13 protein-coding genes are annotated in these 13,950 nt (G+C 37.5%); all 13 read left to right on the top strand.

What is annotated here, in order from left to right:
* Positions 1-3 precede the first annotated feature (3 nt).
* The 13 genes from DBK98_RS18790 (at position 4) to DBK98_RS18730 (ending at position 13,776) form a co-directional block, all read left to right on the top strand.
* A complete protein-coding gene (locus tag DBK98_RS18790; RefSeq protein WP_005807419.1) occupies positions 4-213 on the top strand; it encodes an NVEALA domain-containing protein in 210 nt (69 codons plus the stop codon).
* 9 nt (positions 214-222) lie between these two features.
* Positions 223-1,284, top strand: a complete 1,062-nt coding sequence (locus tag DBK98_RS18785) for a TolB-like 6-bladed beta-propeller domain-containing protein (protein WP_005807418.1) — start codon at positions 223-225, stop codon at positions 1,282-1,284.
* A 231-nt stretch (positions 1,285-1,515) separates the two neighbouring features.
* Complete coding sequence (locus DBK98_RS18780; protein WP_032529686.1) at positions 1,516-1,785, top strand: NVEALA domain-containing protein; 270 nt, start codon at positions 1,516-1,518, stop codon at positions 1,783-1,785.
* A gap of 89 nt (positions 1,786-1,874) precedes the next feature.
* A complete protein-coding gene (locus DBK98_RS18775) occupies positions 1,875-3,002 on the top strand; it encodes a hypothetical protein (protein WP_215907879.1) in 1,128 nt (375 codons plus the stop codon).
* Positions 2,999-3,379: a DUF1573 domain-containing protein gene (locus DBK98_RS18770; RefSeq protein WP_080714500.1), complete on the top strand. Its 381-nt coding sequence runs from the start codon at positions 2,999-3,001 to the stop codon at positions 3,377-3,379. The genes DBK98_RS18775 and DBK98_RS18770 overlap by 4 nt, the downstream gene beginning before the upstream one ends.
* Before the next feature lie 2 nt (positions 3,380-3,381).
* On the top strand, positions 3,382-4,257 hold the full coding sequence (locus DBK98_RS18765) for a DUF1573 domain-containing protein (RefSeq protein WP_032535765.1): 876 nt from the start codon (positions 3,382-3,384) through the stop codon (positions 4,255-4,257).
* 141 nt (positions 4,258-4,398) lie between these two features.
* Positions 4,399-6,360, top strand: a complete 1,962-nt coding sequence (locus DBK98_RS18760; protein WP_032535767.1) for a hypothetical protein — start codon at positions 4,399-4,401, stop codon at positions 6,358-6,360.
* A 184-nt stretch (positions 6,361-6,544) separates the two neighbouring features.
* Complete coding sequence (locus tag DBK98_RS18755) at positions 6,545-7,555, top strand: BF3164 family lipoprotein (protein ID WP_032535823.1); 1,011 nt, start codon at positions 6,545-6,547, stop codon at positions 7,553-7,555.
* Entirely contained in the window at positions 7,552-8,106 is a 555-nt protein-coding gene (locus tag DBK98_RS18750) for a hypothetical protein (protein WP_032530590.1), read from the top strand. The genes DBK98_RS18755 and DBK98_RS18750 overlap by 4 nt, the downstream gene beginning before the upstream one ends.
* Positions 8,107-8,161: 55 nt before the next feature.
* The gene (locus tag DBK98_RS18745) at positions 8,162-9,322 is read left to right on the top strand and encodes a DUF4221 family protein (RefSeq protein ID WP_005807401.1); all 1,161 of its coding nucleotides are present in this window, start codon (positions 8,162-8,164) and stop codon (positions 9,320-9,322) included.
* Between the two features lie 815 nt (positions 9,323-10,137).
* The gene (locus tag DBK98_RS18740; RefSeq protein ID WP_032535769.1) at positions 10,138-11,166 is read left to right on the top strand and encodes a BF3164 family lipoprotein; all 1,029 of its coding nucleotides are present in this window, start codon (positions 10,138-10,140) and stop codon (positions 11,164-11,166) included.
* A gap of 31 nt (positions 11,167-11,197) precedes the next feature.
* The gene (gene lepB, locus DBK98_RS18735; RefSeq protein ID WP_032535770.1) at positions 11,198-12,088 is read left to right on the top strand and encodes a signal peptidase I; all 891 of its coding nucleotides are present in this window, start codon (positions 11,198-11,200) and stop codon (positions 12,086-12,088) included.
* Positions 12,085-13,776, top strand: coding sequence for an O-antigen ligase family protein (locus tag DBK98_RS18730; protein WP_032535771.1), 1,692 nt, complete (start codon positions 12,085-12,087; stop codon positions 13,774-13,776). The genes lepB and DBK98_RS18730 overlap by 4 nt, the downstream gene beginning before the upstream one ends.
* The last annotated feature ends 174 nt before the right edge of the window (positions 13,777-13,950 follow it).

The following is a 13,950-nucleotide window of genomic DNA, read 5'->3' as shown; positions in this document are numbered from 1 at the left end:
GAAATGAAAATAAAGATTTTAGCAGTATTAGTCGTTATTACAGTAGTTGTAGTCTCTATATTTATAAGAGAAAAGAGAGAAGATCCTTCATCATTAGTAATGATGAACATAGAGGCATTGGCGACAGGAGAAGGTACTTCCCCCGCTATGTGTGTCGGATATGGTTCAGTGGTTTGTCCCAATGACGGATCCAAAGTACTATATTATTATTAATTAAGACCTATGAGATACTATCTGACATTTCTCGTTTTTCTGTTGACGTTTACTGCATGTACTTCAGATTCTCCAAAAGATAGGATGTTATATGCTTCTTTTCCAAAAGAAGAGACACTACACTCCAAGGTGATTCAGCTTGATTCAGTTTATATGCGTTATCCGTTTCGGATTCATGTGTCCGGTGATCAGGCGGTCGTCTTGGATTTACATGGTAGTGATGTGTATTGTCATCTTTTTCATTACCCTGATTTCCACTATCTGTCTTCGTTTGGCAGGCGGGGAGATTCACCGGAAGAGATGCTTTCAGTAGAAACAGTGAAATGTATAGATGGTTCGTATTGGACTTTAGATGCCAACAAAGGCGAGTTAACTAGGTTTGAGTTTGTTTCGGATAGAGATTCGCTTCTGCGTGCAGAAGCGATCTCTTTCGATAAAGACAGCATTCTGCGTGCTCTCGATTTTGTTGCATTCAATGATACTACTTTTCTAATTCCCGACTATTCGGGAGATAGTCGTTTTTGCTGGGTGAACCGGCAGGGAAAGTTCTTGAAGAAAAGTGGAACAATTCCTTCTTCCAATGAAGAAGCCTTGAAGGAAGCTCGTCCGGCTTTGGCACAAGCTTGGCGTAGTTTTATCGACTACAATCCTCACAATGGTGTGTTGATTGCCGCTACTCAATTAGGAGAGATTCTTGAAATTTATAATCTTCAAAATGGTTCTCATAAAGTCTGTCAAGGTCCAAAAGGAGAGCCGGAATTTAAGTTGGCAGGTGGCTATGCAATTCCTGACGGGATCATGGGATTCTCGGATGTACAGGTTACAGATGATGCTATTTACGCTATTTTTCATGGACGCACATTTAAAGAGATCATGGCGCAACACCAGAAGGAAGGAAGAGCTACAGATGGTGGACAGTATATTTATGTATTTAATCTTGAGGGTGAACCTTTGTGTAAATACACCTTAGATCGTTATATCACAGGTTTCCATGTAGATGAAAAAAATAAGACTATTACAGCGACAGATGTTAATAATGACCAGCCCATTGTGGAGTTCCGCTTTAGTTAAGGTCAAGTGTAACAGGTTCGAAAAGGAGCGGGTAAAGCCGACTTGTCGATAGGGAAGCTATTTCTCCGCTCCTGACAACCTTTAGAAAAGGAGGTTTAACAGGCACAAATATAATAAAAAACTGATGGAAAACATAAATGAAGCATTTAGATTTTCTGCTGGAGGGAGCTGGCTCTTCCAAGAAAGGAGACAGAAATATACAAAACTACGTTAGTAAAAATGAATATATATATGAAAAAGAGAGTTTATGTGGCATTGAGTATTGCTATTGTTATTATGTCTGCTGGTTATAACATTTATCAGAACCAAAAAGCTGAAACAACCTTGTCTGATTTGACTTTAGCTAATGTAGAGGCTTTGGCCGATACAGGTGAAGGAGGTGGTGAAACCGTTAAATGTTATTGTAGGGCTTCAGATGGCAGATATGTTTGCTCCGCTCTTGGGAACCTGGCTTATTGTGGAGCTGATCCTTGTTCTAATCATGATGGAAATTGTCGTTAAACAAGTAGGTTAATAATGAACTAAGATTCATATGTGATAGTAAAAACATATGAATCTTAGTCTTTGAAATAAAGTTATTGGTTTATATTATGAAAAAAATAGCATTCTTGTTGCTTATTTGTTTTTTGTTTGCATGTAGTCGTCAAGCAAAGAATATTCCTCATTCTGGAGAGAGCCTGTTAAATAAGAAAATATATTTGGATTCGGTAATTGTTGATGCCAGTTATACCAGTGGTTGGGGAAATTTTTATTTAGTTGACTCTATTATTACGTTTGCTGATACATATTATTCTAAATTTTATGATTATAAGGCTAATTCTGGTGATTTTGTTGCTGAACATTTTAGAAAAGGCAATGGCCCTGGAGAATTAAATGAATTTATGTTTGCTTATCCTATTCGAAATAAAAAGGATCAGTGTTTAATTGTTGATAATTCAATAATGCTTCATTCCTTTAAACAACAGGATTATGAATTATTTCATCATGGACGAATTAATTTCGGTTGGAATGGAGTATGTAAAGATTATGACTCTCCGAGAGCTTATAATATGATGTATTTAACTGACTATGGAGTTGATTTCTACTATCTAAATGACTCTATTATAATTTTTCCTGTAAACTTAATAGATCGTTTCGTTTCGGAGAAAGAGATAGAATCAGATCGTTATGATAAATTGCACATTTTTGGGGAATTGAACGTAAATACTATGATGGTTGAACGTGTCACGGGAAAAATGCCGGAAATTTATCACGAAAAACCTATTCCGAATTTTGAATCTTTTCGTTTTGCAATGAGAGGAGATACTGTATATGTAAATCATTATGTGGATTCGTTGATTTATGTTTATTTGTATCCGGATGAACTTATTTATACTATGGGGTTTGAAGGTAGAGATGTTGATCGTAATTATACGCAAACAACAGAACTTGACGAGGGGAAGACATTTATGAAAGATTATAAGACTGTTGGTTCAAGTGCTGGATTAGATTATGTACCTGAAACTAATATGTTGATTCGAACTTATGTGAAAGAGAGAATTATAAGAAAAACAGGAGTGCAGTTGTATCAAAACTCAAATATGTTGGCTGATATAGATGTACCCAATTACTTTATGTTTCTTGGATACAATAACGGCTGGTACTATGGAGTACGTAAATTACCTTTAGAAACAGAGAATGATATACGTTTTGTTTTTTATAAATTCCGAATAGAATGAAAACTTTTTCATGTTTTATCACTTTTTTATTTGTGAATATCTGTATATGTTTTGGTCAGAAAAGTAAAGATGAGGTTATTTTTAATAAAAGAAGAGTTGACGTTGGCACTATTATGAATGACACATTACTGAAATGTTCTTTCAAATTTACCAATGTTAGTTCTCATGATATAAAAGTAAATAAAATCTATCGGTCTTGTAATTGCACTAAAGTTTTTGTTACAGATTCTTTACTGAGAACAGGAGAGTCATCTTATATATATATGATTGTAGATACATCTAGTAAAAATGGATATTTTGAGGTTGCTTCTGTGGTTCAGTTGAATACTTTACAAGAAAATTATGCATTAAAGGTGGTAGGGAATAAAAAAGATTAGAAATGAAATATTATAACATATTGTTGTTGATTTCGCTTGTATTAGGGGTATGTTCATGTAAAAATCAAAATGTAGAAAGAAATCTTTTTATAGTTAAGGATTTGGTGGGCCAAAATCTTATACTTCCCGATAGTTTAGTGTTTTTTAATATGGATGGTCAAAATATAGATGTTACAATTCCAAAAACTAAATATAGGATTGTAATGTATGTGGATTCTATTGGTTGTATTAGCTGTAAATTAAAGTTAGCTAAATGGAAACAATTTATTGTCGATGTTGATAGCCTGTCCGAAAAAAACACTTCTTTTCTTTTTATTTTTTATCCTAAAATGAAGAAAGATATTTTTTATGCACTTAAAAATGATAATTTTACTTATCCAATCTGTTTGGATTTGGAAAATACATTTTATGATACCAATAAAATTCCTGGTGATATGATGCTTCAGACATTTCTACTTGATGAAGATAATAAAATTGTAGCAATAGGTAACCCCATTCATAATTCTAAAATTAAAGATTTATTTTTGAATATAATTTCCGGCGGCCAATTTCATCCAGATGAAAAATGTCCTCAAACAGAGGTGAAGATAGATGCTTTGTCTATGGATTTGGGTATGTTTGATTGGAAGAAAGAACAAAAATGTATTTTTACTATACAGAATACCGGTAAGAATCTATTAGTGATTGATGATATCAACACTTCGTGCGGATGTACTACCGTAGAGTATTCAAAAGAACCGGTTCAATCAGGAAAATCGATAGATATAGCGGTAACTTATAAAGCTGAGCATCCGGAGCATTTTAACAAAACAATCACGGTTTATTGCAATTCGGAATCTTCGCCTTTGCAACTGAAGATAAAAGGAGACGCTAAATAAAGGTAAAAATATTGCCGGCTGACGATCGGGTTGTGGTGGACAAATAACCAAGGGGGGCGATTTTGTTCAATGGTTTATTTCTAGGAGTAGTTGGTAAACTTGCTGCAATTCATTGTAAGCCGGCTTTTTATGAAACATAGTATGATTGGGGTATCAGGAAAGAAGAAAATTATGATGAAGACCTATTTGCTTTGCGGATTATTGGGTGCTGTTGTCTGCTGTTCTTGTACGGAGAACAAGCGGCTGAAGTATGCTTTGGAGTTTGCCGGAGAGAATAGGGGAGAACTTGAGAAAGTTTTGGAACACTATAAGGATAGCGGGCTGAAACAGGATGCCGCACGATTTCTGATTGAAAATATGCCTCGTTATTTTAGTTATGAGGGGTGGCAGTTGGATACTTTAAAAGCAATTCATGCGGCTACAGTACATACGGATGGTTGGGTAAATAAGGAAGCTCGTAAAAAGTGGGAGCATTTCTCTTATCGGACTTTAAAAAGGGTATATGATGCTAAGGTAATTAGAGCTGAGTTCCTGATTCATCACATTGATCAAGCATTTGAGGTTTGGGAAAAACGACCTTGGAATAAATATTTGCCGTTTGATGATTTTTGCGAGTTGATTTTACCGTATCGGGTCGGGGATGAACCTTTAGAGGAGTGGCGTAGTTGGTATAAAGAGCGTTATGAATCTATATTGGATTCGCTCTACCAAGGGACAGATGTTGTGGAAGCTACTGATTGTTTGGGAACCTATTTGCGTCAGGAAAAAGATTTCAGGTATAGTGTCGAGCTGGAACTACCGCATCTGGGTGCAGGATTTTTGCTGGCCAATAGGGTTGGAAGTTGTGAGGCTTCTTGTGATTTTACGGTTTATGTCTTACGTGCTCTGGGTATTCCCGCCGCTACAGACATTTATCATTATGGTCCCGGGAAAGGGGCCGGACATGTCTGGAATGTATTGAGGGATACAACAGGGGGATATGTACCTTTCTGGTTTATTCAGACTAAAGTGGAACGGGGAGGAAATGATAAACGTGAAAAAGGGAAGGTGTACAGGCAATGCTTTGGAGCGCAGCAGGAAAAGATATCGGGTATCCGGCGTGATCAGTCGGTTCCGTTCCCACTGAAAGATCCGTATCTGAAAGATGTGACTGATGATTATTTTCCGGCAAACCAGGTTGAAATCGAAATTGATTCTCAGGTTAACAAGAAATACATTTGTTTAGGCGTGTTTACGTTGGAAGGGTGTATGCCAATAGATATTACATTGCAGAAAGGAAACAAAGCTACATTTACAAATGTGGAACCGGGCATTTTGTTTCAACCACTTTATTTTAATGGCCTTAAGTGGGTAGCGGCCGGATACCCTTTTCTTGTGGATGAAAAGGGAGAGGTGAAGTATCATAAGCCTGATTTTTCCAAAAAAGAAAGTATGGATCTGAATCGTAAATTCTTGTTACGGCAATATCTGAAAGATTATCTCAGTGCTGTGGTGGGAAGTAAGATAGAAGGGGCTAATCATTTGGACTTCTCGGATGCTTGCCTGCTGTATCAGATAGTAGATACTCCTAAGGTAAGCTATCAGGCAGCTTATCCGCCATCGGAAAAGAAGTATCGGTATATTCGTTACACATCACCTCCCGATAAGCCACTTCAACTGGCTGAACTACAGTTGTTCCGAAATTCAGATGATCAAGAGAAGCTTTGTGCGAAAGTTGTTGGTGGCAGTAATACTTTTATTGCGGATGACCGGTTCGATAGTTTAAAAGTGAATGATGGCGATGGGCTAACTTTTTTTCTCACCAAAGAAAAAGGAGCTTTTGTGACACTTGATTTAGGGAAAGCGGCAAAGATCGGAAAGATTGTCTATATGCCTCGTAACGATGATAACTTTATTCGGTTAGGAGATCAGTATGAGTTGTATTATCAGGATGGATTTAATGGTTGGATCTCGTTGGGTAAGCAAGTGGCTACAGAATTAACATTGCATTATGATAATATTCCCCAAAATGCAGTGCTTTGGCTCCGAAATTTATCAAGAGGAAAAGAGGAAACTGTATTTCGGAACGAGGCAGGTCGGCAGGTTTTCTTTGTGAAGTGGTAGAAAGATGAAAATATCAGACCATAAAAAGAAAACTATGTTGATTTTCTTTGTCGGGTATGATACAAATGCTCAAATGACCTGAATTTACTGCTTTTTGACCTGTAATTGTCCCTTAAAGCCCTTTTTTTTCTCAAACTTTGTGGCGTAAAGCTGACATAAAAGTTTGATTATCATGAAAAAAAGATTGAGAGTTCGTGGAATTTTATGGGGGATTTTATTGATAACTGTATCAAGTTGTATAGAATCTGATAGGATTATGCATTATGCTCAATTTGAGCATACCATAAATTTGAAATCCGATAGAATACAGGTTCCTTCGGTGTTATTGTATCCACGGAGTTTAGTTTTATGTGATAGTAATCTGATAGTATTCAATGAAAAAATGGATACTATGTTTCAATGCTTCCATTTGCCGGATTTGACTTTTCAATATAGTTTTGGAACACAGGGGCAGGGACCGAATGATTTCGTTCTCCCTTCTATTACCCCTGTGAAATATCAAAAGAATGGATTTGTCATGTTAGACGGAATTAACCTGAAACATATTAGTGTTGAGAAAGATAAAGCTACCGTACAGACTTCGACTTTAAATTATGGATTTAATTGTTTTAATGACTTGATAAGTATTTCCGATAGCAGCTACTGTTGTAATGGCGGCTTTGAGAATGAAAAAGAATTTAGGTTTCTTTATCCTGACGGAAATCATGAATCATGGGGAGAATATCCCGAAACAGAGGAACGTTTCGGATCTGTTTTGGGCAGGAATCAAGCGTATATAAAGATGACCGTCGCCAAGCCTGATAAGAGTTGTTTCGTTTCGTTCTACCAACATATACGCCGTTTCAGAATTTATGGCCAGGATGGAAAACTAAAAAGAGATGTAATTTTAGATCTTTTCCCGGGACAGGAATGTCCGGAGGTAGATGATAATATGAGGCTTATACATCCTATATGTGTGTACACGACGGATAATTACATTTATACGCTAAATCTGGATATGACAACAGAAGATGTAGAGGATAGGAAAACAACCCCTAATATTCAAGTCTTTGATTGGGAAGGGAAACCACTCATACAATATAAACTCGACTGTTTTATTAACACTTTTGCTGTTGATGAAGTTGCACATAAGATTTATGGCGTTTTTGTGGAGGACGAAGATCATATTTATGTATTCAATTTACCCCAGTTATGAAATTGACAGCTTTGCTTCTTTTAAGTTTTTTATTTTGTGCTCAGGTTGTTGCGCAAGTTTCTCAACCCCACGGAGATCTTTTGCGTGGTGAGACGTATGTGATTGAAGTGCCTAAAGGATGGAATCGCCCTTCTGCTGTGCGTTCCTGTGATGAACCTTTGAGGCGTACAAGAGAAGGGTATGAAACGACAAAGTTTATGAGGGTATATTCTAAGCGTAAAGATCGTTGTGGTTCTGTTTTGACTATTATAGAAGTACAAAACTGTAAATGTTATCAGGAAATATTTGAGAGGGACAGTGTTTCGGCATTAGCAGATGCTACTCGGGTAAAGGTTATATATAGATCGATTAATGGTAGAAAAAAGATGATTGTCTCTTCTTATAAAGCCGATCGCCATCCGGAAACTAATGAATTATCAGCGCTACAGAAAGTCGAATGGTATTTGCAAGGGAATAAATGCGTGTATTATATTAGTTTCTCATCCTGTTCTATGTTTCTGGAGTTACTTCCACAGGTCAAAGGGATTGTAGCATCGTTAAAGGAAATCTGAGCGGAATTGATAATTTAGTATAGTATAAATATAGCATTTTATTGGTATTATGATAATGATTAGGAGTTTTGTATTTGTAGTTTTATTGGGGATAGTTGTAGGTTCTTGTCAGCAGGATAAGAAAACTGTAATTCATAGAACTGATGATTATACATTAGTAGCGAAGGAAGATAAATGTTTTCCGTTGGACAGTGAAACGGTTCAATTATCAGATTATTTACAATTGATCTATATGGATGGAAAACTGGTTTTTTCGTTTATAAATAACTATGATAACTCGATTGTACTGTATGATTACGGGACTGTGAAAAATATGGGTAAGATTAAGTTTGAGCAGGAGGGCTCGAATGGAGTTGGCAGTATTACTTCATACTTGTTTTTGAATAAAGATTCGATTTATTTGTATGATAGGATGACACGTTATCTGTACCTGACGAATGATAGTAGTCATGTGAAAGATAAGAAACGAATAGACATTGTCAGACGTTTGAAAGGAGATTCCATTTTTGCACCTTCTGAATTGTTTCCGCGTACAAATTCTCCTATTTTAAAAATAGGTGATGAATTGTTGTTGTCCGGAACTCTTTTTTATGAATTTGAGGGTGAGAATGATTCAAATCGTCCTGTGATGGCTTTCTATAATTTGCAGAAGAACACTATTAGATATTCTGATAGTTATCCATCTATGTACCATTCGGGAAATTGGGGGGGTAGTTTTACATATCGTTTCCCTTATTATACCTTGTCTCCTAATAATGAACTGGTTATTAGTTTTGCTGCCGATCATAATATAAGAGTACATCATGTAGACTCACTGCAATATCATGAGTTTTATGCCGGAACTAAAGAAGATATCGTTATTGAACCAGTTGAGAAAAGTCTTGATTTCGAACATTTTTCTCCAGAAGCCGATAGAGATCACTATGTCCATAGTTTGAATTATGGATGCATTCACTATGACTCATATAGAGAGGTTTACTATCGTTTGGCAGGACATCCAGACAGTAGTATTGATCCTAAAGAGGGGGTGCTGCGCAAACCAATGTCAGTGACTATTTTAGATAAGAACTTTCAAATTGTGGGAGAAACAATGTTACCCCAAGAACTTTATTTATTAAATCAATGTTTTGTCGGTCCGGATGGATTTCACATTCAAGTGGAGTCAGAGGATGATGATATAATGCGTTTTAAAACATTTGAACTATTAAAATTATGAGGAAACTGGATATAGTATGGAAATATTGTGATTATATCTAATGTGGGCTGTGGTGGATGTATTTCGGAGTCAGAGGCTTTTTTGAAAAGGAATATAAATGATAGTATTGCAGGTTAGCAATCCTAAAAAAGTAGAGTGGGATTTTGGGGAGCCAGGGAACAGTTTTGAACAAACTATCCATATCCACAACAAAGATTATTCTAAAATGATATCGAAAATGTTACTTTGTTAACGCGCTTATAATAAGGATGTTACGTCTTTATTCTGCACCGTTATCTGAGTCTGTGTACCCGGGCTTGTGGGCCTGTGTACCCGGGCTTATGGGCCTGCATACCTGGGCTCATGGGCACAGGTATGCGGGACGGGATAAAGAAAAGACCATTTTCACTAAAGATAGCAAGAAAAACAAAATACAATAATAGACATAAATAGATAAAAAACCAACTATATGTATGTGCATATCAGATATTTATAGCTTATTTATCCCTTAAAAACGGAGGTGGAAGATGGAAGATGGAGGTGGAAGATAAATGGCTTAAAAACACGATCTTTCACCATGCTATTGTATTGATTATTAATAAATTAAACTTAAAAAGGTGGAAGATGGAAGATCGAAATGCGTTTTTTGTAGGAAAGTGTCTTTTCACCCAGGATTGCACAATACGGAAACCTTCTTAATCTTTTGTTTCAATCATTTTTAAACAGGATCTAAAACATTTGGTAATGTTTTTACGAATAAGATGTGTTTATAATTTAAAATGTATTATTTTTGCGAGTATAGAAAAAATATCATAATATGTAGCCTTGACTAATATATGTGGAAGAAGTTGTTATTGTGTGTTTGTTTAATAACTATTTTGTGTTCTTGTCAGAAACAACATAGTGCTTATGCACCTCCTACGTTTCCGGAAGTAAAGAACATACATGCTCATCGTTTGTCGGACGAACTGCTGATCAGCTATCCTTTGGATATGGCTGTTAGTGAGGACTATATCTTTATATTGGCTTTGGTTGATAATACATGGTTGCAAGTATATGATAAGAGCACAGGCCAATTGCTTGGAAGTTTTGTAAGAAGGGGACAGGGACCGGGTGAAGTGACTACTGCAAACATGTGCTATTATGATGCACGTGAAAAGAAAATTTCGGTGTATGATGAATCTTCTATGAAGTTATTGACTTATCAGTTTGATAAAGAGGATGATAATTGGGGAACATTGATAGAAGAACAGCCTTTTTATAATTTAGGAGCTACAGTACGCCGGGTGTGGGGACTTCGGGATGATAAATTTCTGGTGGATGGTCAGTTGGGAACAAAGTCGGATCAGCAAAAACGTTTTCGGATATTGGCCGATACTGAAGTGTCGGCTGATTATAACGATTTTCCTATAGATACTCCGGAAGAACGTTCCGTTTGGTTATCACCTGCAATTGCGGTATCTCCGGATTGTAAAAAAATGGTTGTGGGAACTTTATATGGAGGAGTCCTTGAATTATTTGATTTATCAAAAAGCATAGAATTAAAAGCTATCCGAAAATTTTATCCTCCGGTTGTGCAATATTTATCCGGAACTATCCAAAGCACAGGGGAGACTGTTTGGGGCTTCTCTGCGTTATGTGCCACGGATGAAAAGGTTTATAGTGTATTTATAGGTGACAAGAATCCCAATTTATTCAATAACTTATCTGTTTTTGATTGGGACGGCCGGGAATTAATCAAATATAATACTGATTGCCTCATTCTGAGAATTTGTGCTTCGATCCGGGAACCTAATAAACTTTATGGGATTGCTTTTTCTAAAACCCGGGAATTTTATTTGGTCTCTTTTACTTTCGATTCTTGACGGGAGATCGTATTAAAATATATATGTAGATATGAAGAAAGAAGTTTGGGTGAAACTGGTGAAACGAATCGGAAACTGGATTGTGAATATCTGTTTCTATTCTTGTGTGGCTTTTGTAGCCTGGATGGTATTACAGGTATTTTGCTTGACTTCTTTCAAGATCCCTTCAAACTCGATGGAACCGGCCTTACTTTCGGGAGATAAGATATTAGTGGATAAATGGACCGGAGGGGCACGACTGTTCAATATCTTTGCATCGTTACGGGGTGAGGACGTTCCTATCTATCGTCTGCCGGGCTTTGGCTCGTTTAAAAGGAACGATGTGCTTGTATTTAATTTCCCTTATCAGGATGGGAGTGATAGTATCGGATTCGATATAATGAAGTATTATGTGAAGCGGTGCATTGCTCTTCCGGGAGATACGTTGGAAATACGCAGGGGATATTATCATATCAAGGGGATAAAAGACAGTTTGGGGAATGTGAAGGCACAACATCGGATTTCCCGGGTCAGAAGAGAGGATTCGCGAGGGATTGTGATAGATGCTTTTCCGTGGGACGGACGTTTGGGATGGACCATTCAGGAGTTCGGTCCTCTTCCGGTGCCGGCAAAGGGGCAGGTAGTGAAGATTGATACGTTGTCCCGTTTACTTTATGGAAGATTGATTCATTGGGAACAGAAAAAGAGATTGCAACAAAAGGGGAATTCAGTTTGTCTGGGCGATAGTGTGATAAGAGAATATAAGTTTATGGAGAATTATTATTTCGTATCGGGGGATAATATGGAAAACTCAAAAGATTCCCGCTACTGGGGCATGCTGCCCGAATCATATATTGTGGGAAGAGCATTTACGATATGGCGTTCGGATGATCCTTTGCGTGAAAAAATTCGTTGGGATAGGGTATTTAAAAAAATAAAATGACGGAGATGAAGGTAGATTATATACATATTATACTCCGTGGGGGACTTTTGGCGATAGTGTGCACATTGCTGTCTGTGGTATGGGTAAATGATCCGATGCTTCCGGCAGGTGAACTGTCCGGACAATGGGCTTATCTGGCAAAGGCCGCTATGGGGGCTGCTACAGGACTTTTATTGTTGGCTTTTGTCTATTATAAAAAGAGGTATGATATGGGGAGGGATTTTTATCAGGTAGTTGTCTGGAGTCTTATAGCGTTGGCTGCTTCCGAGGCTGTTTATGGATTAAGACAACTTTATGGTTTTACTTCTTCCCATCATTCTCTATACTCCCTGACCGGGTCTTTTTTTAATCCGGGGCCTTATTCCGGTTATCTGGCCATGGTCTTTCCGCTTTGTCTGGATCAATGGCTAAAATTGCGAAAAAGGATAAATAAAAACTGGATCGAGTGGACCGGATATTATGGGGCATTGGCAGTATTGTTTCTTATACTTTGTGTGCTTCCGGCAGGTATGAGCCGTTCGGCATGGTTGGCTGCCATTGTTTCCGGTATTTGGGTATATGGTGTACATAAGTCCTGGCCGATACATCTGAAGAGGATATGGATGCGTAAAAGAGCAAAGATGGTGGCAATTGCTTCAGTTTTGTGTATAGTTGTACTGGTTGGAGGAGTTTGTCTGTTTTATCTGAAAAAAGATTCAGCCAGTGGACGATTGTTCATGTGGAAAATCAGTACGCAGGCTGTTATGGAAAAACCATTTACAGGCTATGGTCAAGGGAGTTTTGCACTTGCATACGGGACAGCTCAGGAAACTTACTTTGCAAAAGGAGATTATTCTCTACGTGAAGAACTGGTGGCAGGAAGTCCGGAGTATGCTTTTAATGAATATTTGCAGATTGCAGTCGAACGGGGAATTCCGGTTTTGTTCTGTTTCTTGGCTTTTGTTGGTTTTTGCCTGTGGCGAGGTGTCGGCTCGAAGCGTTTAGGCGTATGTGGTGGAATAATCTCGTTGCTGGTATTTGCTTTTTCTTCTTATCCGATGCAGTTGCCCGCCTTTGTTATCTCTTTACTGGTTTTATTGATGGCTTGTGTCGCAGATCGTTTTCTTGCCTGGCAACTGGTCTTTGCCTGTGTATTGGGGATTTCCGGATACTATTGGCAGCAGGCGGACGTATATAAAGAGTGTAAAGACTGGGCTAATTGTCGCATGTTATATCAGGCAGGAGCTTATCAAAGTGCCAAAGAAGGCTATGAGCGTTTATATCCGAAGTTGAAGAAAAGAGGGGCCTTTTTATTTGAGTACGGGCATTGTTTGCATAAATTAAAGGAGGCGGATGCTTCAATCTTATTATTAAAAGAGGCTTCTACCCGAAGTTGCGATCCGATGATACTAAATATTATTGGTAAGAATTTTCAGGAAAAGGGAGAATATGCTGAAGCCGAAAAATGGTTATTACGTTCCACTCATTTATTGCCGGGCCGGATTTATCCATATTACTTGCTGGCAAAACTGTATGCTGTTCCTGAGTATTTACAACGGGATAAATTACAGAAAATGGCGGAATTGGTCTTGACTAAAGAACCTAAAGTGCAGTCGACTGCCGTAAGAGAGATGAGAGAAGAAATTAGGAAGCTACTTGTAAATGTAAGTAACGAAAAAATCGTAAAAAGCAGAAAAGTAAATGATTAATATGTTTTAAATGCAAAAAAAAGTCTGCTTTTTCTTTTGGCATTTTAAATATTAGCAATTATATTTAGGGTCTCGATTGAGGTCATTCCGGCTTTGGTTTCAATGCCGGCTATATTTGTTCTCCGGAAATAGGATATCAGATAAGCAGGTTTCTACCGTGAAGAGGAATGAGTA

Source organism: Bacteroides sp. PHL 2737 (assembly GCF_004115325.2).
In the GTDB taxonomy this organism is placed as follows: Bacteria; Bacteroidota; Bacteroidia; order Bacteroidales; family Bacteroidaceae; genus Bacteroides; species Bacteroides hominis.
This window is presented reverse-complemented; position numbering and strand designations above follow the sequence as displayed.